This window comes from Achromobacter spanius (assembly GCF_003994415.1).
In the GTDB taxonomy this organism is placed as follows: domain Bacteria; phylum Pseudomonadota; class Gammaproteobacteria; order Burkholderiales; family Burkholderiaceae_B; genus Achromobacter; species Achromobacter spanius_C.
In genome coordinates, this window is sequence record NZ_CP034689.1 from 1,771,444 (window position 1) to 1,793,468 (window position 22,025).

The 22,025-nt window shown below is 64.1% G+C and carries 23 protein-coding genes and 1 pseudogene; 20 read left to right on the forward strand and 4 right to left on the reverse strand.

All coding sequences use genetic code 11. The features are described 5' to 3' along the window. Position 1: 1 nt before the first annotated feature. The 8 genes from cysT (at position 2) to ELS24_RS08010 (ending at position 8,141) form a co-directional block, all read left to right on the forward strand. Positions 2–892: a sulfate ABC transporter permease subunit CysT gene (gene cysT, locus ELS24_RS07975; RefSeq protein ID WP_127183808.1), complete on the forward strand. Its 891-nt coding sequence runs from the start codon at positions 2–4 to the stop codon at positions 890–892. Further along, the gene (gene cysW / locus ELS24_RS07980; protein ID WP_050447877.1) at positions 889–1,791 is read left to right on the forward strand and encodes a sulfate ABC transporter permease subunit CysW; all 903 of its coding nucleotides are present in this window, start codon (positions 889–891) and stop codon (positions 1,789–1,791) included. Before cysT ends, cysW begins: the two co-directional genes overlap by 4 nt. 27 nt (positions 1,792–1,818) lie before the next feature. Then, the gene (locus ELS24_RS07985; protein ID WP_127183809.1) at positions 1,819–2,883 is read left to right on the forward strand and encodes a sulfate/molybdate ABC transporter ATP-binding protein; all 1,065 of its coding nucleotides are present in this window, start codon (positions 1,819–1,821) and stop codon (positions 2,881–2,883) included. Then, positions 2,880–3,626 (forward strand): phosphoadenylyl-sulfate reductase, encoded by a 747-nt coding sequence (locus tag ELS24_RS07990; RefSeq protein WP_127183810.1) that lies wholly within the window; start codon positions 2,880–2,882, stop codon positions 3,624–3,626. Before ELS24_RS07985 ends, ELS24_RS07990 begins: the two co-directional genes overlap by 4 nt. Before the next feature lie 41 nt (positions 3,627–3,667). Next, on the forward strand, positions 3,668–4,576 hold the full coding sequence (gene cysD / locus ELS24_RS07995; protein WP_127183811.1) for a sulfate adenylyltransferase subunit CysD: 909 nt from the start codon (positions 3,668–3,670) through the stop codon (positions 4,574–4,576). Positions 4,577–4,615: 39 nt separating this feature from the next. Continuing rightward, positions 4,616–5,914, forward strand: a complete 1,299-nt coding sequence (locus tag ELS24_RS08000; RefSeq protein ID WP_050447924.1) for a sulfate adenylyltransferase subunit 1 — start codon at positions 4,616–4,618, stop codon at positions 5,912–5,914. A gap of 212 nt (positions 5,915–6,126) precedes the next feature. Next, positions 6,127–7,572: a PA0069 family radical SAM protein gene (locus ELS24_RS08005; RefSeq protein WP_127183812.1), complete on the forward strand. Its 1,446-nt coding sequence runs from the start codon at positions 6,127–6,129 to the stop codon at positions 7,570–7,572. 62 nt (positions 7,573–7,634) lie between these two features. Beyond that, a complete protein-coding gene (locus ELS24_RS08010) occupies positions 7,635–8,141 on the forward strand; it encodes a hypothetical protein (RefSeq protein ID WP_127183813.1) in 507 nt (168 codons plus the stop codon). 31 nt (positions 8,142–8,172) lie between these two features. On the opposite strand, the gene ELS24_RS08015 is transcribed toward ELS24_RS08010, so the two are convergent. Further along, complete coding sequence (locus tag ELS24_RS08015; RefSeq protein WP_127183814.1) at positions 8,173–9,045, reverse strand: DMT family transporter; 873 nt, start codon at positions 9,043–9,045, stop codon at positions 8,173–8,175. Positions 9,046–9,264: 219 nt separating this feature from the next. Here ELS24_RS08015 and rplS point away from each other — a divergent pair, with 219 nt between their 5' ends. Next, positions 9,265–9,645 (forward strand): 50S ribosomal protein L19, encoded by a 381-nt coding sequence (gene rplS, locus ELS24_RS08020; RefSeq protein WP_006218237.1) that lies wholly within the window; start codon positions 9,265–9,267, stop codon positions 9,643–9,645. A 123-nt stretch (positions 9,646–9,768) separates the two neighbouring features. After that, a complete protein-coding gene (locus ELS24_RS08025) occupies positions 9,769–10,500 on the forward strand; it encodes a CoA pyrophosphatase (protein ID WP_050447884.1) in 732 nt (243 codons plus the stop codon). A gap of 85 nt (positions 10,501–10,585) precedes the next feature. Here the strand turns inward: ELS24_RS08025 and rsgA are convergent, their stop codons facing one another. Beyond that, positions 10,586–11,509 carry a ribosome small subunit-dependent GTPase A gene (rsgA, locus tag ELS24_RS08030; protein ID WP_050447925.1) on the reverse strand — a complete coding sequence of 308 codons (924 nt, stop codon included), beginning with the start codon at positions 11,507–11,509 and terminating at the stop codon, positions 10,586–10,588. 29 nt (positions 11,510–11,538) lie between these two features. Then, positions 11,539–12,788: pseudogene (locus tag ELS24_RS08035) on the reverse strand (M48 family metallopeptidase). A 60-nt stretch (positions 12,789–12,848) separates the two neighbouring features. Here ELS24_RS08035 and orn point away from each other — a divergent pair. Both orn and ELS24_RS08045 read left to right on the forward strand, forming a co-directional pair. Then, positions 12,849–13,394, forward strand: a complete 546-nt coding sequence (orn, locus tag ELS24_RS08040; RefSeq protein ID WP_050447887.1) for an oligoribonuclease — start codon at positions 12,849–12,851, stop codon at positions 13,392–13,394. Between the two features lie 25 nt (positions 13,395–13,419). Then, complete coding sequence (locus ELS24_RS08045) at positions 13,420–14,046, forward strand: NAD(P)H-hydrate epimerase (RefSeq protein WP_127183815.1); 627 nt, start codon at positions 13,420–13,422, stop codon at positions 14,044–14,046. A gap of 56 nt (positions 14,047–14,102) precedes the next feature. Here ELS24_RS08045 and paaX read toward each other — a convergent pair whose 3' ends face one another. Further along, complete coding sequence (gene paaX, locus ELS24_RS08050) at positions 14,103–15,032, reverse strand: phenylacetic acid degradation operon negative regulatory protein PaaX (RefSeq protein WP_050447889.1); 930 nt, start codon at positions 15,030–15,032, stop codon at positions 14,103–14,105. Positions 15,033–15,204: 172 nt separating this feature from the next. Here paaX and paaA point away from each other — a divergent pair, with 172 nt between their 5' ends. From paaA to paaI, 8 genes are all read left to right on the forward strand, one after another. Beyond that, complete coding sequence (gene paaA / locus ELS24_RS08055; protein WP_050447890.1) at positions 15,205–16,194, forward strand: 1,2-phenylacetyl-CoA epoxidase subunit PaaA; 990 nt, start codon at positions 15,205–15,207, stop codon at positions 16,192–16,194. Between the two features lie 138 nt (positions 16,195–16,332). After that, a complete protein-coding gene (paaB, locus tag ELS24_RS08060; protein WP_050447891.1) occupies positions 16,333–16,617 on the forward strand; it encodes a 1,2-phenylacetyl-CoA epoxidase subunit PaaB in 285 nt (94 codons plus the stop codon). Between the two features lie 14 nt (positions 16,618–16,631). After that, positions 16,632–17,396: a 1,2-phenylacetyl-CoA epoxidase subunit PaaC gene (gene paaC, locus ELS24_RS08065; protein WP_050447892.1), complete on the forward strand. Its 765-nt coding sequence runs from the start codon at positions 16,632–16,634 to the stop codon at positions 17,394–17,396. Then, positions 17,393–17,899 (forward strand): 1,2-phenylacetyl-CoA epoxidase subunit PaaD, encoded by a 507-nt coding sequence (paaD, locus tag ELS24_RS08070; RefSeq protein WP_050447893.1) that lies wholly within the window; start codon positions 17,393–17,395, stop codon positions 17,897–17,899. Before paaC ends, paaD begins: the two co-directional genes overlap by 4 nt. Before the next feature lie 13 nt (positions 17,900–17,912). Next, complete coding sequence (paaE, locus tag ELS24_RS08075) at positions 17,913–18,998, forward strand: 1,2-phenylacetyl-CoA epoxidase subunit PaaE (protein WP_127183816.1); 1,086 nt, start codon at positions 17,913–17,915, stop codon at positions 18,996–18,998. A gap of 47 nt (positions 18,999–19,045) precedes the next feature. After that, a complete protein-coding gene (gene paaN, locus ELS24_RS08080; protein ID WP_127183817.1) occupies positions 19,046–20,710 on the forward strand; it encodes a phenylacetic acid degradation protein PaaN in 1,665 nt (554 codons plus the stop codon). A gap of 14 nt (positions 20,711–20,724) precedes the next feature. Further along, a complete protein-coding gene (paaG, locus tag ELS24_RS08085; RefSeq protein WP_127183818.1) occupies positions 20,725–21,513 on the forward strand; it encodes a 2-(1,2-epoxy-1,2-dihydrophenyl)acetyl-CoA isomerase PaaG in 789 nt (262 codons plus the stop codon). Continuing rightward, positions 21,513–21,983 (forward strand): hydroxyphenylacetyl-CoA thioesterase PaaI, encoded by a 471-nt coding sequence (gene paaI, locus ELS24_RS08090; RefSeq protein WP_050447926.1) that lies wholly within the window; start codon positions 21,513–21,515, stop codon positions 21,981–21,983. The genes paaG and paaI overlap by 1 nt, the downstream gene beginning before the upstream one ends. The last annotated feature ends 42 nt before the right edge of the window (positions 21,984–22,025 follow it).

The following is a 22,025-nucleotide window of genomic DNA, read 5'->3' on the forward strand; positions in this document are numbered from 1 at the left end:
CATGACGACAGCCTCCAACCCGACAGCGAACGGCGCGCCAGCGCTTTTTGCCGCACGGCGCAACAGCCCGGGCGTGCTGCCCGGATTCGGTATATCCATGGGGTATGCGGTGCTGTACCTGAGCGTGCTCGTGCTCATTCCCTTGGCCGCGCTGCCCATCAAAAGCGCTGAGCTGGGCTGGCACGGTTTCTGGGATACCGTGACGGCGCCCCGGGTGATGGCGTCGTATCAATTGACCTTTGGCGCTTCGCTGCTGGCGGCGCTGGTGAACCTGGTGTTCGGCTCGGTCGTGGCGTGGGTGCTGGTGCGCTACCGCTTTCCCGGCAAGAAGATTCTGGACGCGCTGGTGGATCTGCCGTTCGCGTTGCCGACGGCGGTGGCAGGCATCGCCCTGACCGCGCTGTATTCGCAAAAGGGTTGGCTGGGCGGGCCGCTGTCAGAGTGGTTTGGATGGAAGGTGGCGTTTACGCCGCTGGGTATCGTGATTGCGCTGATCTTCATCGGCGTGCCCTTCGTGGTGCGCACCGTGCAACCCGTGCTGGAAGACGTGGAGCGCGAGATCGAAGAAGCCGCCGCCAGCCTGGGCGCCAGCCGCTGGCAGACCGTACGCCGCGTGCTGTTGCCCACCATCCTGCCGGCCTTGCTGACGGGCTTTGCGCTGGCGTTCGCGCGGGCGGTTGGGGAATACGGGTCGGTGGTGTTCATCGCCGGCAACATGCCCATGGTGTCCGAGATCACGCCGCTGTTGATCATTTCCAAGCTTGAGCAGTTCGACTACGCGGGTGCTGCCGCCATCGCCACCGTGATGCTGGTGTTGTCCTTTGTCATGCTGCTGGTCATCAACCTGCTGCAAGGCTGGCAAGCCCGCCGCAACCTCGGGAGGCTGGCATGAGCGCAGCGGATCGTCCTGCCCATTTGACCGAACCACGCTGGGTGCGCGGGATCCTGTTGTTCATTGCGTTGTCGTTCCTGACGCTGTTCTTGCTGGTGCCGCTGGCGGCGGTGTTTGCCGAGGCGTTCAAGAAGGGCTGGCAGCTTTATCTGGCCGCCATCGTCGAACCCGATGCGTGGTCTGCCATCCGGCTGACCTTGCTGGTGGCCGCGATTGCGCTGCCGGCGAACCTGGTGTTCGGCGTGGCCGCCGCGTGGGCCATCACCAAGTTTCAGTTTCGCGGCAAGCAGTTCCTGATCACGCTGATTGATCTGCCGTTTTCCGTATCGCCCGTGGTGGCGGGGCTGGTCTTCATCCTGCTGTTCGGTACGCAAGGGTGGATGGGCGCTTGGCTGCAGGACCACGATTGGAAGATCGTCTATGCCGTGCCCGGCATCGTCCTGGCGACCTTGTTCGTGACTTTTCCCTTTGTTGCGCGCGAACTGATTCCGTTGATGCAGGCGCAAGGCAGCGAAGAAGAACAGGCCGCGTTGACGCTGGGCGCCAGCGGCTGGCAGATCTTCTGGCGGGTGACGCTGCCCAACATCAAGTGGGGGCTGCTGTACGGCGCCATCCTGTGCAATGCGCGAGCCATGGGCGAGTTCGGCGCGGTGTCGGTGGTGTCGGGGCAGATTCGTGGGCTGACCAACACCATGACCCTGCACGTCGAGATTCTCTACAACGAATACCAGTATTCCGCGGCGTTCGCCGTGGCATCCTTGCTGGCCTTGCTGGCGCTGGTGACGCTGGTGGCGAAGAACGTGGTCGAGTGGCGCAACGCCCGATTCCTGCGGGCCGCCGACCTGCCCGTCGAGTATCCCGGGCCGGCGACGGCAAGCCTCAAGCCGGCTGCGGCGTAACGCGCGGCGGCTAAGACGGAGACAAGCATGAGTATTGAAGTTCGCAATTTATCCAAGCGGTTCGGGCAATTCCGCGCGCTGAACGACGTGTCACTGCATATTGAAACTGGCGAACTGGTGGCGTTGCTGGGGCCTTCGGGCTGTGGCAAGACGACGCTGCTGCGCATCATCGCGGGCCTGGAAGCCCCCGATACCGGCAGCGTGCTGTTCGCGGGCGAAGACGCGACCGCCGTCGACGTGCGTCGGCGTCAGGTGGGATTCGTGTTCCAGCACTACGCGCTGTTCAAGCATATGACGGTGTTCGAAAACGTTGCCTTCGGGCTGCGCGTGAAGCATCGGTCGCAGCGCCCTTCCGAAGATCAGATCCAGCGCAAAGTGCATGACCTGCTGACGCTGGTGCAACTGGACTGGCTCGCGGACCGCTATCCGGCGCAGTTGTCGGGTGGGCAGCGCCAGCGCATCGCCCTGGCGCGCGCGCTGGCCGTGGAGCCCAGGGTGCTGCTGTTGGACGAACCCTTCGGGGCGCTGGACGCCAAGGTGCGCAAGGAACTGCGCCGCTGGCTGCGGCGCCTGCATGACGAGCTGAACGTGGCCAGCGTGTTCGTGACGCATGACCAGGAAGAAGCGCTTGAAGTCGCCGACCGCGTGGTGCTGATGAACGCGGGCCGTATCGAACAGGTAGGCACGCCGCGCGAAGTCTGGGAAGCGCCGGCGACGCCGTTCGTATACGGATTTCTGGGTGATGTGAACCAACTGCAGGGCGTGGCTACGCGCGGTATCTGGGAAGGGGCCGGACTGTCCTTGCCCGCGCCCGACCTGGCGCAAGCCGAGGCGCGGCGCGCCACCGCGTATGTGCGTCCGCATGAGTTCGAGATCGAGCGTTATCGGGCGGGTGGCGAGGGCATTGCCGTGCGCTTGTCGCACGCTTATCTGGCGGGCCCCAGCGCGTATCTGGAACTGGCGCGCCAGGATTCCGACGCCATCATCGAAGCGGAAGTGCCCGAGCATCTGTACCGGCAGATGGATCTGCGCGATGGCGATACCTTGTTGGCGCGTCCCCGGCGCGCCCAGATTTTTGCGGTGCAAGCATGACGACTATTGCTGATCTTTCTTCCCTTCTGGACGCGGGGCTGGCCGCGCGCTGGAACACCTTGACCGAGCGTCTGGCCGACGTCCAGCGGCGCTATCCCGACGCCGCGCTGGCCTCGTCGCTGGCGGCCGAAGACATGTTGCTGACGCACGCCATCTATGACTCGGGCCTGGACCTGGAAGTGTTCACGCTGGACACCGGCCGCCTGCATGCCGAAACGCTGGGCGTGCTGGACGCCGTGCGCGCGCGCTATGGGCGCGATGTCACGGTGTACCGGCCGGATGCGGCGGCGGTGGAACAGCACGTTGCGGCGCATGGTGCATATGCGTTCTATGAAAGCGTTGACCTGCGCAAAGCCTGTTGCCAGATCCGCAAGGTCGAGCCGCTCAAGCACGCGCTGGCCGGGCGCGGCGCCTGGATTACCGGGCAGCGCCGCCAGCAGTCCACCACCCGTGGCGAATTGCCGCTGGAAGAGCAGGACCCGGTGTTCGGCCTCTACAAGTTCAACCCGCTGGCCGAATGGACCGAGAACGAGGTCTGGGCCGTGATCCGCGCGCTGGGCATTCCCTACAACCCCTTGCACGACCAGGGCTATCCGTCCATCGGCTGCGAACCCTGTACGCGCGCCATCCGGCCGGGCGAGGACGTGCGCGCGGGGCGTTGGTGGTGGGAGTCGTCGGACTCCAAGGAATGCGGCCTGCATGCGGGTAACCGCGTCATCGGCATCGTGGCGCGCGGCGAGTGACGCCATCCATGAATTCACAATCTGTTTTAGGGGAATAACCTATGTCCGCTGTGATCCAACGCAGCCACCTGGATTGGCTGGAATCCGAAGCCATCTTCATCATGCGCGAGGTAGCCGCCGAAAGCGAAAAGCCCGTGCTGCTGTTCTCGGGCGGCAAAGATTCGGTGGTGCTGCTGCGCCTGGCCGAAAAGGCCTTTCGCCCCGGGCGCTTCCCGTTCCCGCTCATGCACATCGATACCGGCCACAACTTCGATGAAGTCATCGCCTTTCGCGACCAACGCGCCGCGGAACTGGGCGAGGAACTGATCGTGCGCAGTGTTGAAGATTCCATCACGCGCGGCAGCGTGGTGTTGCGCCGCGAAACGGATTCGCGCAACGCGGCTCAGGCGGTGACGCTGCTGGAAGCGATCGAGGAATTCGGCTTTGACGCCTGCATCGGCGGCGCGCGGCGCGACGAAGAAAAGGCGCGTGCCAAGGAACGCATCTTTTCGTTCCGCGACGAGTTCGGCCAATGGGATCCCAAGGCCCAGCGGCCCGAACTGTGGAACCTGTTCAACACCCGCGTGCATCGGGGCGAAAACATGCGCGTGTTCCCGATCTCGAACTGGACCGAGCTGGACGTCTGGCAATACATCCAGCGCGAGCAATTGGCGCTGCCGTCCATCTACTACAGCCACGAGCGAGAGGTGGTGCGCAGGAAGGGCCTGCTGGTGCCCGTGACCCGCCTGACGCCGCCGCAAGATGGCGAACAAGTCGAGCGCTTGCCGGTGCGTTTCCGCACAGTGGGCGATATTTCCTGCACCTGCCCGGTGGCTTCTGATGCCGCCGACACCTACTCCATCATCGCCGAGACGGCAGTGACCGACATCACCGAGCGCGGCGCCACGCGCATGGACGACCAGACTTCCGAGGCCTCGATGGAGCGCCGCAAGAAGGAAGGCTATTTCTGAATGCACAACGCCGGCTGCGGCTGGCGGCAGGGGACGCACATGAATGCACTGAACGATTCTTTTCTTTCCGGCGCCGGCACGGGCGTGTTGCGCTTGATCACGGCGGGGTCCGTCGATGACGGCAAGTCCACCTTGATCGGCCGTTTGCTCTACGACAGCAAGGGCGTGTTTGCCGACCAGCTGGACGCCATCTCGCGCGCCAAGCACAAGCGGGTCGCGGGCGACGGCATCGACTTTTCGCTGCTGACCGACGGCCTGGAAGCCGAACGCGAGCAGGGCATCACCATCGACGTGGCCTATCGCTATTTCTCCACGCCCGCGCGCAAATTCATCATTGCCGACGCGCCCGGCCACGAGCAGTACACCCGCAATATGGTGACGGGCGCATCGACGGCGGATGTGGCGGTGATACTCATCGACGCCACGCGCGCGGCCGACGGCAAGCTGTTGCCGCAGACCAAGCGGCACAGCACGATCGCGCGGCTGCTGGGCATCCGCCACATTGTGGTGGCCGTGAACAAGATGGACCTGGTGGATTGGGATCAGGCCGTGTTCGACCGCATCCGCGATGCGTATGCGGACCTGGCCACCAAACTGGGCATTGCGCATTTCGATGTGCTGCCGCTGTCGGCGCTCAATGGCGACAACGTGGTGACGCTGTCGCCCAAGACGCCGTGGTACGAAGGCCAGCCCTTGTTGGCGTTGCTGGAATCGCTGGACCTGGCCAGCGACGGGCGCGCGTTGCCGTTGCGCTTTCCGGTGCAATGGGTGGCGCGGCACGGCGGCGATCAGAAGGAAGACTTTCGCGGCTACGCGGGGCGCGTGGCCAGCGGCGTGCTGCGCGCGGGCGATGCGGTCACCGTGCAGCCGTCGGGCGTGACGGCGGTGGTTCGCGAGGTGCGCGTGTTTGACCGCGTGTTGGATGAGGCGGTGGCCGGCGATTCCGTCACGTTGGTGTTGGACCGTGATGTGGACGTGTCGCGTGGCGACGTGATCGTGCACACGGCCGCGCCCGCGCAAGTGACGCGTGAGTTCGAGGCCGAGCTCTGCTGGCTGGATGCGCAAGCCTTGAATCCGGCGCGCAAGTATCTGTTGAAGTCGGGCACGCGCCTGACGTCGGCGAAGATCCGCGCGGTGCTCTCGCATCGCGACATCCACGAATTGCAGGAAGTGGAAAACACCGAAGGCACCTTGCAGATGAACGACATTGGTCGCGTGACTTTCACCACGCGCGAGGCCTTGGCGGTGGATCGTTATGCGGATGTTCCGGCCACGGGCGCCTTTATTTTGATCGACGAAGCCACACATCAGACGGCGGCGGCGGGCATGTTGCGTTAATGCCTGTCTGGGCCGAAAAACAACGTATTTTCGGTCCGATTTTTGCTGTTGTATTTCTTCCAAACCCAATGCCGGTGCGGGTTTCCAGGCGATATCGCCTGGTGAAATCGATTTGTTCAGACGCGCTTGGCGTCTTGCGGTAAAGTGGGGCTGTCTTACGAAAAGGCTTTTGGTGCTTGTCAAAACCACTGTGTTTTTGTACAGTAGTTTTTATGGCACGCACCGATCATTCTTTTCTCGCCGGTTCTGGGTCCCCGGCTGCCGCCCCCGCCGCCTTGCGCGGTCGGGGTGCGGTTACTAATGTTCGGCATCGCTTTCAGCGCGATGACCGTGTGCAGGTCGATGACGGCTGGTCCGGTTCCGGTCTGCCAGCGGATTTCGTCGAATCCGTCCCTGATAATTTCTCCGACAACTCTCCCGAAAGCACGTCCGACCATTCGGCCCCTGGCGCTAGCTCTCCGCGCGGCGCGACGGTCATTCCCATCGTGCCCGATACGCGCCTTGAGCCGCCCGTTCCCAAGACGACAGTTATCGCGGAAGAAGCCCGCAAGATGCTGTCGCGCAATGATTCACCCGATATCCCCTTTGATGTTGCCGTGAACCCTTACCGGGGTTGCGAGCACGGTTGCGTGTATTGCTACGCCCGGCCCACGCATTCCTACCTGGGCATGTCGCCCGGGCTGGATTTTGAAACCCGCCTGGTCGCCAAGGCTAACGCCGTCGAGGCCTTGCGCGCAGAACTCGCGCGCCCCGGCTACAAGCCATCGCCCATCAATATCGGCTCGGCCACCGATGCCTATCAGCCCATCGAACGCGACTGGCGCCTGACGCGCGGCATGCTGGAACTGATGCTGGAAACCCGGCATCCCGTAACCATCGTGACCAAGAACGCGTTGGTGGCGCGTGACCTGGACCTGCTGGCGGCGTTGGCTGAACAGAATCTGGTGGTGGTCTATATCAGCATCACCACGCTGGACGCCGGTATGGCCCGCACGCTGGAGCCGCGCGCCGCGGCGCCCTGGCGGCGGCTGGAAGCCGTGCGCAGCCTGACGGATGCGGGCGTGCCGGTGGGCGTGCTGGTGGCGCCGGTCATCCCCTTCATCAACGACGAATCCATGGAACACATCCTCCAGGAGTCCAAGGCGGCCGGCGCGCATTACGCCAGCTATACCGTCTTGCGCCTGCCCTGGGAGGTCAAGACCTTGTTCGAAGACTGGCTCAACGCCCATTACCCCGACCGCGCCCAGCGCGTCTTGCACCGCATAGAAGACCTGCGCAATGGCCGCCGCAATGACCCGAACTTCGGTTCGCGGATGCGGGGCACCGGCATCTGGGCAGACCTGCTGCGTCAGCGCTTTGCCGTCGCCACCCGCAAGCTGGGGCTGAACCGCCACCGTCTGGCGCTGGATTGCGATCGCTTCCAGCCCCCGGTGATGGCAGGCGCTACGCCATCGCTGTTTGCGGCCGGCGTTGCGGCTGCCTCGGGCGGTGCATTTACTGGCGGCACATCTTCTTCCGATTTCCTATCCCCGGTTGGCGCGCAAGCGTCTTCAGGGGTCCCCCATTCTGGCGGGTTGCCCGCAGTCAGCGGCGCCTATGGGCGCGGCGAACGCCAATTGCGCGCGTTGGCGGCTGGCCAGTTGTCGCTGTTCGATTGATCGCGGCTCGTCGCCGTGTCGGCCGCCATGGCGGCGTGGAATTATTTCTTCAAGGAGTTCTTATGAACACCGCTGATTTTTCCGTTTTGTCTGACGAGCTCGTCGTCTCATTGAACCCGCTGCGCCGCGGGGCCCATCGCGCCCGTGCCGTGTGCGCCCGGCTGACGGGTCTGGCCATGCCTTGGACGAGCGCATCGGCCGGTGGCGAACGGCGCGACCGCAGCCGGTCGGGCACCGCGCCGGCACGCTGGCCGTTTCCGCCCGCGCCGGTTGAAGAGGGAACGCTAGTGGGGCAGGCCGTATCGGTGCCCATGCCGGCGCCCGTATCGGTGCCCGTCTCTGCGCCCGTATCGGTACCCGTATCCGGCATTCGTCCCGTGACCGCGCCAGCGGTGGCCCCGGCCACGCCGGCATCTGTCGTGCGCGAGCGCAGCCTGGGCAACGCCACGGTAGAGCCCGTGACCTCCCAAGTGACCATGAAGGCGATGGTGTTGGATGTGGTGATGGTGCTGGCGTGGGGCGCAATCATCCCCGGGCTGATGTGGCTGGGCGCGGCGGCGGGCTTCTAAGCAGTCAGGCACCATGCCTGGGGCAGCGCAATCAGCTGGAACCCAGCAGGATCACGCCCACCAGAATGGCAAGGCAGCCGGCCAAACGGCCCGGGCCTACCTTTTCGCGCAGCAGGAACATGCCAGCCAGGGTGCCAAGCATCATCGACATTTCGCGGGCTGGCGCCACCAGGCTCAAGGGCGCGCCGTTGCGCAAGGCGTACAGCACCAGGATGTATCCCAGCGGAGACAGCAGGCCCACGGCCAACGCCAAGTGCCAGTGCCCACGCATGGACTCCCAGGCTTGAGCACGCCGGCTCAGCATGTGGGGCGTCATCATGGCGGTTCGAGTGACACAGGTAAACCAGTCGAACAGTACGGGGCTGATCAGCAGCACCTTCACGCCATAGGCGTCCACCACGGTATAGGCGGCGATGAACAGGCCGATCACCACGCCCCAGCGCACGCCAACCCAGGCTTGCGCCTGCTTGAAGATGGTCAGCCTACCCTGGGTGGCAATCAGCAGCACCCCGATGACCACGCACAGCATGCCGATAATGCCGGTGCTGGTGGCGGGTTCGCCCAGCAGCAGAAAGGCCCCTGTCGTGGACAGCAGCGGGCCGGTGCCTCGTGCAATGGGGTACACCACGGACAAGTCGGCCACCTGATAGCCCCGTTGCAGGCACAGGCTGTAGCCCAGGTGCAACAGGCTGGATGTCAGGATGGCGCCTACGACGGGCCAGGTCCAGCTCATGCCGTCGTGTACCAGCACCCAGATCACCCAGGGGGCATAGAGCACCGAAGCGCATAGCCCGTAGGCAAACACGAATGGGGCGCCCACCATGGCCGCGCGCTTGGCAAGCAGGTTCCACGTTGCGTGGGCCATCGCCGCCAGGACGACCAATATCAGGGACGTATACGACATGAGGGAACAGCGTCAGATGACGTGTTTGTGACAGAAGTGGCAAGGGTACAGCAAGCCACGGGAAGGCCGCCATTCTACTCGACGCTTACGCAAACTTTTGGTGTAGAATCATTGGTTTGCCAAATCTCATCCTCTGCTTGCGGCACGAGTAACAACATCGGTAAAAATCGCACGGCAAAAATTTTTAGTCCGCAAAGACATGATGATCTAGGAGTTCTCATGAACCTTATCGCTATCCTGGAACAGGAAGAAATTGCCCGTCTGACCGGCGGCCAAGCCAAGCCTGAATTTGCTCCTGGTGACACCGTCATCGTGAGCGTGAACGTCGTTGAAGGCACCCGCAAGCGCGTGCAGGCCTTCGAAGGCGTTGTTATCGCCAAGCGCAATCGCGGCCTGAACTCCGCGTTCACCGTGCGCAAGATTTCGTCGGGTGAAGCCGTGGAACGTACGTTCCAGCTGTACTCGCCGCAAATCGCCGGCATCGAAGTCAAGCGCCGCGGCGACGTGCGCCGCGCCAAGCTGTACTACCTGCGCAACCGCTCGGGCAAGTCGGCACGTATCAAGGAAAAGCTGGTCAGCAAGCAAGCCTCGGCGGCTTGATCGCTTATCGGCACACGGCCCTACCAGTGTCGGACGTTCGCGCCATTCAGCGTTTCCGTCCGGCACGGGTTTCCGGGTTAAAAAGGCACCTGCGAGGGTGCCTTTTTCTTTTTGCAAAGCCGTATGTCTGATTCCTCGTATTCCGCGCGGCCACGACGGCCGCTCGTGCGTCCCGGCTTCGATCCGGCGACGCAACCGTGGGTAGTGGCCAATGAGTCCTTGCCGGCCGTGCCCGCCAGCCTGCTGACCCCGCATCGCTTGCGGGGCACGCTGACCCAGCCCTCCACGTGGAGGCTGGAGCTGTCTCGCGACAACGACCTGCGCTATCCCGGGCGCGAAGGCGCGCCAGTGCCTGCCGCCGTGCTGATCCCGCTGGTCACCCGCGACAACGGCGTGCACATCATGCTGACCCAGCGTGCCGCGCACCTGCATGACCATGCCGGGCAGGTGAGCTTTCCGGGTGGTCGCATCGAAACCAGTGATTCAACCCCTGTCGCCGCCGCCTTGCGCGAGGCGCAAGAGGAAACGGGCTTGCCCGCCGACCATGTTGAAGTGTTGGGCAGCATGCCGCCTTACCTGACGGCAACCGGTTTTTCGATCATTCCGGTGGTGTCGCTGGTGCGTCCGGGCTTTGAGCTGGCGCCCGACGCTTTCGAGGTGGCCGAAGTGTTCGAAGTGCCGCTGTCGTTTCTGATGGACCCCGCCAACCATCGGCTGTATGAAGCCCGCTTGGACGACGGTCGGGTGCGAAATTATTACGGCATGCCCTACGGCAAGCATTTCATTTGGGGCGCCACGGCAGGCATGCTGCGCAATCTTTATCACCTGTTGCGTAACGGCTTGCAGCCTGGCTGACAACCCAGGCTCGCAGCACCTTGCCCCTGCACACGCAACAAAAGACGGCCATTTCTGGCCGTCTTTTGTTTGGAAATGGGGCGTATCAGTAGCGCTGCTGGCCCGCCAGATTCTCTTCCAGAATGCGCTCGTACAGCGCATAGCGCAGTGGGTTGATCTTGCCTGCCTGCAAGGCGGCAACCACCCCGCACCCGGGTTCGCGCCGATGCGTGCAGTTGTAGAACCTGCATTCCTCGATGGGCTGCGTAAATTCCGGGAAGCCGCGGATGATGTCGTCGCGCGTCAGGTGCTGCAAGCCAAACGCCTGGAACCCCGGCGAATCGATCAAGTCGCCGCCGGGCTCGGGCAAATGGTAGAGCCGCGTGCTGGTCGTGGTGTGCTTGCCCATGTCCAGCGCAGTGGAGTGCTCGCGCGTGGCGGCGCGGGCGTCGGGAATCAGGGCATTGAGCAGGGTGGACTTGCCCATGCCGCTTTGGCCCAGCAACAGGTTGGTTCGCCCCGCCAGGCGCGGGGCCAGCAGGGCATGCACATTTTCCGGTTCCAGGGCGCTGAGTTCGACGACCGGCACGCCTAGCGCGGCAATCGGCGCCAGACGCGCGCGCGCGGCGGGCAGCTCTTCGGTCAGGTCGGTCTTGTTCAGGACGATAAGCGGGGATATGCCGACGCTCCAGGCGCCGGCCAACGCGCGCCCGGTCAGGTCGTCCGAGAACGTGGGTTGCACCGCAATCACGATCAGCAACTGGTCAACGTTGGAGGCGAACTGCTTGGAGCGCATGTCGTCCGACCGATACAGCAGGTTGCTGCGCGGCAGAATGGCGTCGATAGCGCCTTCGTCCTTGCCTTGCGGCGCGATGCGCACGCGGTCGCCGACGGCAGCTCCGGCTTTTTTGCCGCGCGGAAAGCATTTGCGTAGCGAACCATCGGCAAGCTCTACTGTGTAGTGGCGCCCGTGCGCGGCGATGATGCGGCCGTCGATCTGGTCGCCTACGGCTTCGGATGGCGCGGCCATGGCGCCGTTTCGGGTAGTGCGCGTGTTGCTCATGCGGCAGGCGCCATCAGGTGGCGGATGCGCTCGGCGGCGGGGGGTGGCTGTCGTAGAAGGCGGAATGCACAGGGTCGGGAGTCAGCGTAGCAGCGTTGTCGTCATAGAGTTTGACCAGTGCGGATACCAGGTGTGCCGGCGAACTCTGCTCGGCCGCATAGCGATCCGCCTCGAATTCGTCGCGACGCGAGTACCAACTGGCCAACGGCGTGAACATGAAAGTAAAAACGGGAATGACCAGGAAGAACAGCAGCAGCGCCATGGCGTCGTTGCGACCACCCAACTGGGGCAGCACGCCCAGATCCACGTAGAACCAGGGTTGCTGCGACACCCAGCCCAGGATGGCAAAGAAGGCCAGCGCGGCGCCGAAGCTGAAGACCACGCGCTTGATGATGTGGCGCTTGGCGAAGTGGCCCAGTTCGTGCGCGAGCACGGCTTCGATTTCATCGCCGTTCAGGCGGGCGAGCAGGGTGTCGAAGAACACGATGCGGCGCGACCGCCCGAAGCCGGTGAAATAGGCGTTGCCGTGCGCGGAGCGGCGCGAGCCGTCCATCACGAACAGGCCATTCAACGCAAAGCCGCAGCGCTGCGCCAGGCGCTGAATGCGGCCAGCCAGTTCCGGGTCGGACAGCGGCGTGAACTTATTGAAGAGCGGGGCAATGAACATCGGGTAGATGATCAGCAGCGCCAGATTGAATACCGTCCACAGCGCCCAGGCCCACACCCACCAGTAGGCGCCCGCACTGCCCATCAGCCACAGCACGGCGGCGGCCAACGGCAGGCCCAGCACGGCCGCCACCAGCAAGCCCTTGGCGGTGTCCGCGATGAACAGTTCAGGTGTCATGCGGTTGAAACCGAAGCGAGCTTCCAGTTTGAACTGTCGCCACAGCGTGAACGGCAGGCCCAGCAGACCCAGCACTAGCGCCACCACCACCAGCAACAGCATCTGGCGCAAGAAGTCATTGCTGGTAAGCTGGCCCACCATCAGGTCGATGAATTGCAAGCCGCCCATCAGCGTCAGGCACACCAGCAGAATTGCGTCGTAGGTGCGTTCCAGCATGCCCAGCTTGACGCGCGCAACCGTGTAGTCGGCGGCGCGCTGATGGCTGGTCAACCCGATGCGTGGCGAGAATTCGGCGGGCACCTGGTCGCGGTTGCGCGCAACGTGACGGATCTGGCGGCTGGCCAGCCACAGGCGCACCGCGATATCGGCAAGCAGGAAGGCAACGAACAGCAGTGTGAACATGGGCGAAGCGGATGGCTCAATAGGGATGTGCGAAAATCGCGTGTTTTATAGGCAAATTATATGGCTGTGAACGAAAATCGCCTGGTCTGGCTCGACATGGAAATGACCGGGCTGGATCCCGAGAAAGAACGCATCATCGAGGTTGCCGTCGTGGTCACCGAACCCGACCTGACGGTGGTGGCCGAAGGCCCGGTTCTGGTCGTCCACCAGCCCGACAGCCTGCTTGACGCCATGGATAACTGGAACAAATCCACCCACGGCAAGAGCGGCTTGATCGACAAGGTCCGCGCATCGACCGTGTCCGAGGCGCAGGCAGAGGATACGCTGTTGGCGTTTTTGGCGCAGCATGTGCCGGCGGGAAAATCGCCGCTTTGCGGCAACACCATCAGCCAGGACCGCCGCTTCATGTTTGCTTACATGCCGCGCCTGGAACAGTTCTTCCACTACCGTAATCTGGACGTCAGCACGCTGAAGGAATTGGCGCGCCGCTGGGCGCCGGCCGTGTACAAGGGCTTCGAGAAAAAGAGCCGCCACGAAGCGCTGGCCGACATCTACGAATCCATCGACGAGCTCAAGTACTACCGCGAACACTTCCTGAAAGTGTAAGCAGGCGGCTTGGGACGGGATTGCCATGACCAGTCATTCCGTTGCTCAGATTCGTCGCGCCGAGCAGTTGGCGTTGGCACAGGGGGCGTCACTCATGCCAAAGGCTGGCGCGGCGGCCGCGGCATTTGCTGCCGAACGGGTAGCTCCTGGCGGCTCCATCCTGGCCGTGGCCGGTCCCGGCAACAACGGCGGGGATGCCCTGGAAGCCGCGACACGCCTGCTGGCGTTGGGTCTGCGCGTTCAGGTCCTGCTGCCGTCTGGCCCCGAAAAATTGCCCGCCGATGCGGCGCGCGCCTGGGCGGGCTGGCTTGCCGCCGGGGGCCATACGCTGGCGTCGCTTCCCGCCACGCCTCCTGATCTGCTTATCGACGGCCTGTTCGGTATCGGGTTGAACCGTCCGTTGGAGTCTTCTTGGCAGCAGTTGGTCGATATGATCAATGCGTGGCGCGCGCCCGTGTTGGCGCTGGATGTGCCTAGCGGCATCGACGCCGATACCGGCGCGGCGCTAGGCCGGCCAATCCAGGCTACCTGGACGCTGTCTTTTATTGCTACCGCCCGGGGTTTGACTCGGCCCGGCGCCGGTCGCGACGCCGCGGGCGAATGCCATGTGGACACGCTGGGTGTGGAGATGCCCGGCGATGCTGCCAGCTAGGCGGATTGCCCCGGCGTACCATTGCCGAGGCCACGCGCTCTGAAGGCGCGCCCCCCTCAGACCGGCCGCCCTCCAAAACGGGATTCCACGTCAGTCGTCAGCGGGGTGTAACGCTCATTGTCTTGCCCGGCGCGCGCGTTCAGATGCGTTTCCGACGCATCGAACACCTTCCAGTAGATGCGCCCGCATAGGGCGCGGGCGGCGTGGCCCGGCCAGTTGTCGGGCAGCATCGGCCCGGGCAGTTGTGGGTCGTGCAGCACGATCCGGCGCCAGTGGTGCAGCAGCATGACCCGCACGACAAAGGCGTCGGCGGGCGGTGGGGTTTCCTCCAGCAGCTTTTCCAGCGGACCGAAATTACGCGAGAACTGGCGGTACTGCTCGGCCACATCGTCCAGGTTCCAGCATTGCGAGGCCAAGCTGGCGATGGGCAGGCCGCCCGCACCGGCCAGATCGCGGGCAGATAGCACCAACGCCCGGTCCGGAATGCCCAGTTTTTCCAGGATGTCGTGCGCGGCGCTCGCCTCGGTGTGCGGATGCGCGAACAAGCCCGGCGCGATCATGCCGAACCCTTCCCAGACCAGTTCCCGGCGCAGCTCGGCGCGTTCGGCCAGCCCGTTGCCGGTGCGTGGTAGCGCCACCAGCGTCCATTCCCCGTTCCAGTCCTGCGTCGCGCCTTCGTAAATGCGCTGTGAGGCATGCGCGGTATGTCGCTGCCCCTGTTCAGAAATCAGGTACAGGCTGCGCCGGCCATGCCGTTCCGATTGCAGCCAATTCTGCGCCACCAGCCGAAAGACGCTGGTGCGCAGCAGGCGTTCGTTGATGCCCAGCGGGGCCAGCAGTTCGATCAGGTCTCCCAGCCAGATGGCGCCGCCGTGAGGCGCGAGCGCGTCCCCCAGCAAGCTGACGCAGAGCGATTTGGCGCGAGGCGGGTCGCTTTTCAACAAGCGGGACAGGAAACGGTCCAAAGGCGACGTAGGGTTTGCCATAGGGTGGGCCAAATGCGGCCGATATCGGGATCCGCAATATGATACATAAATCCAATGTGATACAGCTTTGCGTTTGACAATGGTTTTTTTGTATTAAATAATCCGCCTATGACATGACGGCGCTGTGGAACGTTTGCCTTGCGTTTTCGCAAACCGTCTCAAGGAGACAAACATGTACGCTCAACTCGTCGAAACCGGCGTCAAGCAGGTCAAGACCGCGGACCAGCTTGAAGGTCCCGAACAGACGTTTCAGCGCCGCATAGACGATGGCGTGCGCATCGAGGCCAAGGACTGGATGCCCGATGCCTATCGCAAGACGCTGGTGCGCCAGATCTCGCAGCATGCGCACTCGGAAATTGTCGGCATGCTGCCCGAAGGCAACTGGATCACGCGCGCTCCGTCCCTCAAGCGCAAAGCGATTCTGCTGGCCAAGGTGCAGGACGAGGCCGGCCACGGTCTGTACCTGTACAGCGCCGCCGAGACGCTGGGCGTGTCGCGCGATGACCTCATCGACGACCTGCATGCGGGCCGCGCCAAGTACTCCAGCATCTTCAATTACCCCACGCTTAGCTGGGCCGATATCGGCATGATCGGCTGGCTGGTCGATGGCTCGGCCATCATCAACCAGATCCCGCTGTGCCGCTGTTCATACGGCCCCTACGCGCGCGCCATGGTGCGCGTCTGTAAGGAAGAATCCTTCCACCAGCGCCAGGGGTACGACCTCTTGATGCAGATGTGCCTGCACGGCACGCCCGAGCAAAAGGCGATGGTGCAAGATTCGCTGAACCGCTGGTGGTGGCCGGCCCTGATGATGTTCGGCCCGTCCGACGCCGATTCGCCCAACAGCGCGCAATCGATGGCCTGGAAGATCAAGCTCTTCTCCAACGATGAACTGCGCCAGAAGATGGTGGACCAGACTGTGCCGCAGGCCGAATACCTGGGCCTGACCGTGCCGGATCCCGATCTCAAGTGGAACGCCGAACGCGGCCACTATGACTTCGGCGAAATCGACTGGAGCGAGTTCTACGCCGTGCTCAAGGGCAACGGGCCGTGCAACCGCGAACGTCTGGCCGCGCGCGTCAAGGCGCACGAAGACGGTGCCTGGGTGCGCGACGCGCTGGTGGCCTACGCGGACAAGAAGGCGCAGCGCAAGGCCGCTTGAAGCGAAGCGCTTGAACTGGCCGCAGCGTCTGCATACCTCTTCAAGCAACGCCTGCGTACCTCTTTTCCACCCCGACATCACCTCATCATTGCCGTCCGGAGCGCGCCGCGCGCGCCCGGCATTTCAAGGATATTCATCATGAGCAAAGACTGGCCTTTGTGGGAAGTGTTCATCCGCAGCCAGCACGGCCTGGCCCATAAGCACGTCGGCAGCCTGCACGCCTCGGACGCCGAAATGGCGATCAACCACGCTCGCGACGTCTACACGCGCCGCAACGAAGGCCTGAGCATCTGGGTCGTGCGCGCCTCGGATATCTCGGCCAGCAGCCCCGGCGACAAGGAACCCTTGTTCGAACCGGCCAACAGCAAGGTCTACCGGCATCCCACGTTTTTCCCGATGCCCGACGAAATCAAGCACATGTAAGGCGGTGGGCGGACATGGACAAGACTCTGTTTGAATACCTGCTGCGCCTGGGCGATTCGTCGCTCATCCTGTCGCAGCGCCTGGGCGCGTGGACCGGCCACGGCCCCATCCTGGAAGAAGACCTGGCGCTGACCAACACCGCGCTGGACCTGCTGGGCCAGGCTCGCATGTGGCTGACGCTGGCGGGCGAAGTCGAAGGCGCCGGCCGTGACGAAGACGCGTTGGCCTATCACCGCGACGCGCATCAATTCCACAACGTGCTGCTGGTTGAACGCGCCAATGGCAACTACGCCGACACCATGGCGCGCCAGTTCCTGTTCGACGTGTGGCACTACTTCCTGTTGCAACGCCTGGAGCAGTCCGCTGACGAACGTGTCGCCGCCATCGCCGCCAAGTCCATCAAGGAAGTCACCTACCACGTGCGCCGCTCGTCGGACATGGTGGTGCGCCTGGGTGATGGCACCGACGAAAGCCACGCCAAGATGCAGGCCGCCATCGACGACGCCTGGCGCTTTACCGGCGAATTGTTCGCCGACGACGCCGTGGACCAGGACGTGGCCGCGCGCGGCATCGGCTGCGAACTTTCCGCCCTGCGCGCACCGTGGCTGGCCCACGTGCGCGAAGTGCTGGAAGAAGCCACCTTGACCGTGCCCGACGAAACCGCCGCCAACCATCTGGCCTACCGGGGCGGCCGCCAGGGCAAGCACACCGAAGAACTGGGCTACGTGCTGGCCGAAATGCAGTACCTGCCGCGCGCCTATCCAGGAGCCTCGTGGTGAACGCGCTGGCGCCCATTTCCGCCGACCAGGTCTACGCCTGGCTGCACGAGGTTCCCGATCCGGAGATCCCCGTGCTGTCCGTGGTGGACCTGGGCGTGGTGCGTGACGTGACCTGGGACGGCGACACCTGTGTCGTCGTCATCACGCCCACGTACTCTGGCTGCCCGGCCATGCGCGAGATCACCCAGGACATCCAGCAGACGCTGGCGCGCCACGGTATCGACGCAGTCCGTGTCGATACCCGCCTGGCGCCCGCCTGGACTACCGACTGGATGAGCGAAAAGGGCCGCGAAGCCCTCAAGGGCTACGGCATCGCCGCGCCCGCCGAACGCGCCATCGATATCTCGGGCATCAGCCGCCGTGCCGCCGCGCCCGCCATCGCGTGCCCGCGCTGCGGCTCGCGCGACACGCGGATGGTCAGCAACTTCGGGTCCACGTCATGCAAGGCGCTGTATCGCTGCGTGTCTTGCCGCGAACCCTTCGATTATTTCAAGACTCACTGAGAGCGGTTTCAAGATGAGCAACCAATTTCATTCCTTGAAGGTGGCCTCGGTGGCGCGCAACACGCGCGACGCCGTGGTCGTCACCTTTGACCTGCCCGACACGCTGACCGACGAGTTCGCCTTCCTGCCGGGGCAGTACCTGACCCTGCGCACGCAACTGAATGGCGAAGAGCTGCGCCGCTCGTACTCGATCTGTTCCGCCCCGCACGACAAGCTGCTGCGCGTGGCCATCAAGAAGGTCGACGAAGGCGCGTTCTCCAGTTGGGCCAACCACGAACTGCAACCGGGTCAGACGCTGGAAGTGATGGCGCCCGCCGGCAACTTCACCGTGGATTTCTTGCCCGAGAACCAGCGCCATTACGTGGCCTTCGCGGTGGGCAGCGGCATCACGCCGGTGTTCTCGCTGGTGAAGACCGCGCTGTCGACCGAACCGCGCAGCAAGTTCACGCTGTTCTTTGGCAACCGCGCATCGTCGGCCGTGCTGTTCCGCGAAGAAATCGAAGACCTGAAGAACCTGTACATGGAGCGCTTCTCGCTGGTCTACGTCATGAGCCGCGAGACGCAAGACATTGAACTGTTCAACGGCCGCCTGGACGGCGACAAGGTCGATCAGTTGATGTCGGCCTGGATGAGCCCCGAAGACATCGATTACGCTTTTGTCTGTGGTCCGCAGACCATGACCGAAAGCGTGGTCGAGCGGCTGCAGGCCCGTGGCATTCCGAAGTCGAACATCAAGTTCGAATTGTTCGGGGCGCCCAAGGGGCCACGCGCGCTGCGCACCGGCCACGACGCCCCGCAGGCGCCGGGCAAGGGCCAGTGTGAAGTGACCGTGGTGCAGGACGGCCACAGCCGCATGTTCGTGATTGATAAGAATAAAGACAGCGTGCTGGACTCGGCGCTGGCGCAGGGAATCGAGCTACCGTATTCGTGCAAGGGCGGCGTGTGTTCCACCTGCCGCTGCAAGGTTATCGAAGGCGAAGTGGACATGGATGCCAACTTCGCCCTGGAAGACTACGAAGTGGCGCGCGGTTTCGTTTTGAGTTGCCAGAGCTTTCCGGTCAGCGACCGCCTGGTTATCGACTTCGACCAGGAAACCTGACGCGGCCCGAGCCAGTCAGACACCCCTAATTCATTGGAGAGACAAGCGTGTCCCAAAAATTCTTCGAACGTCACCAGCCCGTGCTGGAACAATCCCTGGCGGCTGCCGCGTTGCGTGGCTACTGGAGCCCCTTCGCTGAATCGCCCAGCCCGCGCAACTATGGCGAAACGGCCAACGACGACGGCCGCGCCGCCTTCGAAGCCCTGAAGGGCAAGCCGTTCCCGTTGAACCTGCATGATGCCGACGGCACCGTGGGCGGCGAAAAATCGCCCTATGGGTTCGACCTGGGCATTACCTACCCGCACGTTCCGGTCGACAAGCTGATCAGCGCGTCCAAGCGTGCGCTGGAAGATTGGCGCCGCGCTGGCCCGCAAGCCTGGGTGGGTGTGTCGCTGGAAATCCTGGCGCGCCTGAACAAGCTCAGTTTCGAAATTGCCTACGCCGTGCAGCACACCACCGGCCAAGGTTTCATGATGGCCTTCCAGGCCGGCGGCCCGCACGCGCAAGACCGTGGCTTTGAGGCGGTGACGTATGCGTGGCAGGAAATGTCGCGCATTCCGGGCGTGGCGATCTGGGAAAAGCCGCAAGGCAAGAATGACCCCATCCGCATGGAAAAGCAGTTCACCGTGGTGCCGCGTGGCGTGGCGCTGGTGATCGGCTGCTCGACCTTCCCCACCTGGAACGGCTACCCCGGCCTGTTCGCCAGCCTGGCCACCGGCAACACCGTCATCGTCAAGCCGCACCCGGGCGCGATCCTGCCGCTGGCCATCACCGTGAAGGTGGCGCGCGAAGTGCTGCAAGAAGCGGGCTTCGACCCCGATGTGGTCCTGCTGGCCGCGCACGAAGCGGGCGACGATACGGCGCAGAAGCTGGCGCTGGACCCGGCCGTCAAGATCGTGGACTTCACCGGCAGCACCGCCAACGGCGACTGGCTGGAAAACAATGCCCGCCAGGCGCTGGTCTACACCGAGAAGGCCGGCGTCAACCAGGTCATCATCGATTCCACCGACGACTTGAAGGGCGTGGCGCGCAACCTGGCGTTCTCGCTGGCCTTGTACTCGGGCCAGATGTGCACGGCGCCGCAAAACATCTACGTGCCGCGCGACGGCATCAACACGCCGGAAGGCCGCGTCAGCTTTGATGACGTCGCCGCCGCCTTGGGCGTGGCGCTGGAGAAGCTGGGCGCGGATGCCGCTCGCGCAGTCGAACTGACGGGCGCCATCCAGAACGACGGCATCGTTGAACGCATCGAAAAGGCTCGCGCGCTGGGTCTGCCGGTGGTGGCGGACAGCAAGACGCTGACGCACCCGCAGTTTGAAAACGCCCGCGTTCGCACGCCGCTGCTGCTGCGCACGGAAGCGGGCAACGCGGCCATCAGCCAGGAATGGTTTGGCCCGATTGCCTTCGTGGTGGCCACGGATTCCACCGCGCACAGTGTCCAGTTGGCGCGCGACAGCGTCATTCAGCACGGCGCCTTGTCCTTGTCGGCCTACACGACCGATCCGCAAGTGGCTGACCAGGTGCAGGACGCGGCGGAAGTGTCCGGCGTGTCGCTGTCGTTGAACCTGACGGGCGCGGTGTTCGTCAACCAGACCGCGGCATTCAGCGACTTCCACGGCACCGGCGCCAACCCGGCCGCCAACGCGGCGCTGTCCGACACGGCCTTCGTGTCGAACCGCTTCCGCGTGGTGCAAACCCGCCGTCACGTCTAAGCAGGGCGACGCTTATGAGCTACCAGGATATTCAATTCGACCTGTCGGGCGGCATCGCGCGCCTGACGCTGAACCGGCCCGACAAGCTGAACAGCTTCACGGCCAACATGCACGCCGAAGTGGCCGACGCGCTGACGCGTGTGGAAACCGAAGGCGCGCGTGTGCTGGTGCTGACCGGCGCGGGCCGTGGCTTTTGCGCGGGCCAGGACTTAAGCGAGCGCAAGCCCGCCGAAGACGGCACGCCGCCCGACCTGGGTGAAACCGTCGACAAGTTCTACGCGCCGTTGGTGCGCCGCCTGAACGCCTTGCCCATGCCCGTGGTGGTGGGCGTGAACGGCGTGGCGGCCGGGGCGGGCGCCAACCTGGCGTTCGCGGGTGACATCGTCATCGCCAAGGCATCGGCCAATTTCATCCAGTCGTTCTGCCGCCTGGGCCTGATTCCCGACACCGGCGGCACGTTCGCGCTGCCGCGCCTGGTGGGCCGCGCGCGCGCCATGGGCCTGGCCATGCTGGGCGACAAGCTCAGCGCCAAGCAGGCCGAGGAATGGGGTCTGATCTGGCAATGCGTGGCGGATGAAGAATTCGACGCCACGCTTGAGCGCTTGGCCAAACACTTCTCGACCGCGCCCACCAAGGGCCTGGCGTTCACCAAGCAGGCCATGCAGGCCAGCCTGGGCAATGACCTGGCGACGCAATTGGATCTGGAGCGCGACATGATGCGTGAGCTGGGTCGCAGCGCAGACTACGCGGAAGGCGTTGCCGCCTTCCTGGGCAAGCGCGAACCGCAATTCAAGGGGCAATGATGAGCGTACACGTTCCCCCCGTTGAAGCGCCAAGCGATCCGCAGGAACTTGCGCAGGCCGTAGGCACTGTGATGTACGCGGGCGACGCGGCCTCGCAGGGCCTGGACATGAAGGTCGAGGAAATGGCGCCTGGCTATGCGCGGCTGACGATGCGCGTGCGCGCCGACATGCTGAACGGCCACAAGACCTGCCACGGCGGCTTCATCTTCGCGCTGGCCGACAGCGCGTTCGCGTTCTCCTGCAATTCCCGCAACGTCAGCACCGTGGCTTCGGGCTGCACCATCGATTACCTGGCGCCGGGTTTCGAAGGCGACCTGCTGACCGCCGTGGCGCAAGAGCGCTCGCTGGCCGGCCGCACGGGCGTGTATGACGTCACCGTCACCAACCAGGACGGCCGCAACGTCGCCCTGTTCCGTGGGCGGTCCTATCGCATCAAGGGCCAGATCGTGGGGGTTCCCGCCGAAGGCTGAGGATGACACTCCAACGCCAATAGAAACGTCGTCATCCAAGCA

Coding starts and splice junctions, on each gene's coding strand:
- ELS24_RS08005 (WP_127183812.1), top strand. CDS start 6,127: ATGGCACGCACCGATCATTCTTTTCTCGCCGGTTCTGGGTCCCCGGCT.
- rplS (WP_006218237.1), top strand. CDS start 9,265: ATGAACCTTATCGCTATCCTGGAACAGGAAGAAATTGCCCGTCTGACC.
- paaC (WP_050447892.1), top strand. CDS start 16,632: ATGGACAAGACTCTGTTTGAATACCTGCTGCGCCTGGGCGATTCGTCG.
- ELS24_RS08000 (WP_050447924.1), top strand. CDS start 4,616: ATGAATGCACTGAACGATTCTTTTCTTTCCGGCGCCGGCACGGGCGTG.
- ELS24_RS07985 (WP_127183809.1), top strand. CDS start 1,819: ATGAGTATTGAAGTTCGCAATTTATCCAAGCGGTTCGGGCAATTCCGC.
- orn (WP_050447887.1), top strand. CDS start 12,849: ATGGCTGTGAACGAAAATCGCCTGGTCTGGCTCGACATGGAAATGACC.
- ELS24_RS07990 (WP_127183810.1), top strand. CDS start 2,880: ATGACGACTATTGCTGATCTTTCTTCCCTTCTGGACGCGGGGCTGGCC.
- paaE (WP_127183816.1), top strand. CDS start 17,913: ATGAGCAACCAATTTCATTCCTTGAAGGTGGCCTCGGTGGCGCGCAAC.
- paaB (WP_050447891.1), top strand. CDS start 16,333: ATGAGCAAAGACTGGCCTTTGTGGGAAGTGTTCATCCGCAGCCAGCAC.
- ELS24_RS08015 (WP_127183814.1), bottom strand. CDS start 9,045: ATGTCGTATACGTCCCTGATATTGGTCGTCCTGGCGGCGATGGCCCAC.
- cysW (WP_050447877.1), top strand. CDS start 889: ATGAGCGCAGCGGATCGTCCTGCCCATTTGACCGAACCACGCTGGGTG.
- ELS24_RS08045 (WP_127183815.1), top strand. CDS start 13,420: ATGACCAGTCATTCCGTTGCTCAGATTCGTCGCGCCGAGCAGTTGGCG.
- ELS24_RS08025 (WP_050447884.1), top strand. CDS start 9,769: ATGTCTGATTCCTCGTATTCCGCGCGGCCACGACGGCCGCTCGTGCGT.
- rsgA (WP_050447925.1), bottom strand. CDS start 11,509: ATGGCCGCGCCATCCGAAGCCGTAGGCGACCAGATCGACGGCCGCATC.
- paaX (WP_050447889.1), bottom strand. CDS start 15,032: ATGGCAAACCCTACGTCGCCTTTGGACCGTTTCCTGTCCCGCTTGTTG.
- paaI (WP_050447926.1), top strand. CDS start 21,513: ATGAGCGTACACGTTCCCCCCGTTGAAGCGCCAAGCGATCCGCAGGAA.
- cysD (WP_127183811.1), top strand. CDS start 3,668: ATGTCCGCTGTGATCCAACGCAGCCACCTGGATTGGCTGGAATCCGAA.
- ELS24_RS08010 (WP_127183813.1), top strand. CDS start 7,635: ATGAACACCGCTGATTTTTCCGTTTTGTCTGACGAGCTCGTCGTCTCA.
- paaG (WP_127183818.1), top strand. CDS start 20,725: ATGAGCTACCAGGATATTCAATTCGACCTGTCGGGCGGCATCGCGCGC.
- cysT (WP_127183808.1), top strand. CDS start 2: ATGACGACAGCCTCCAACCCGACAGCGAACGGCGCGCCAGCGCTTTTT.
- paaA (WP_050447890.1), top strand. CDS start 15,205: ATGTACGCTCAACTCGTCGAAACCGGCGTCAAGCAGGTCAAGACCGCG.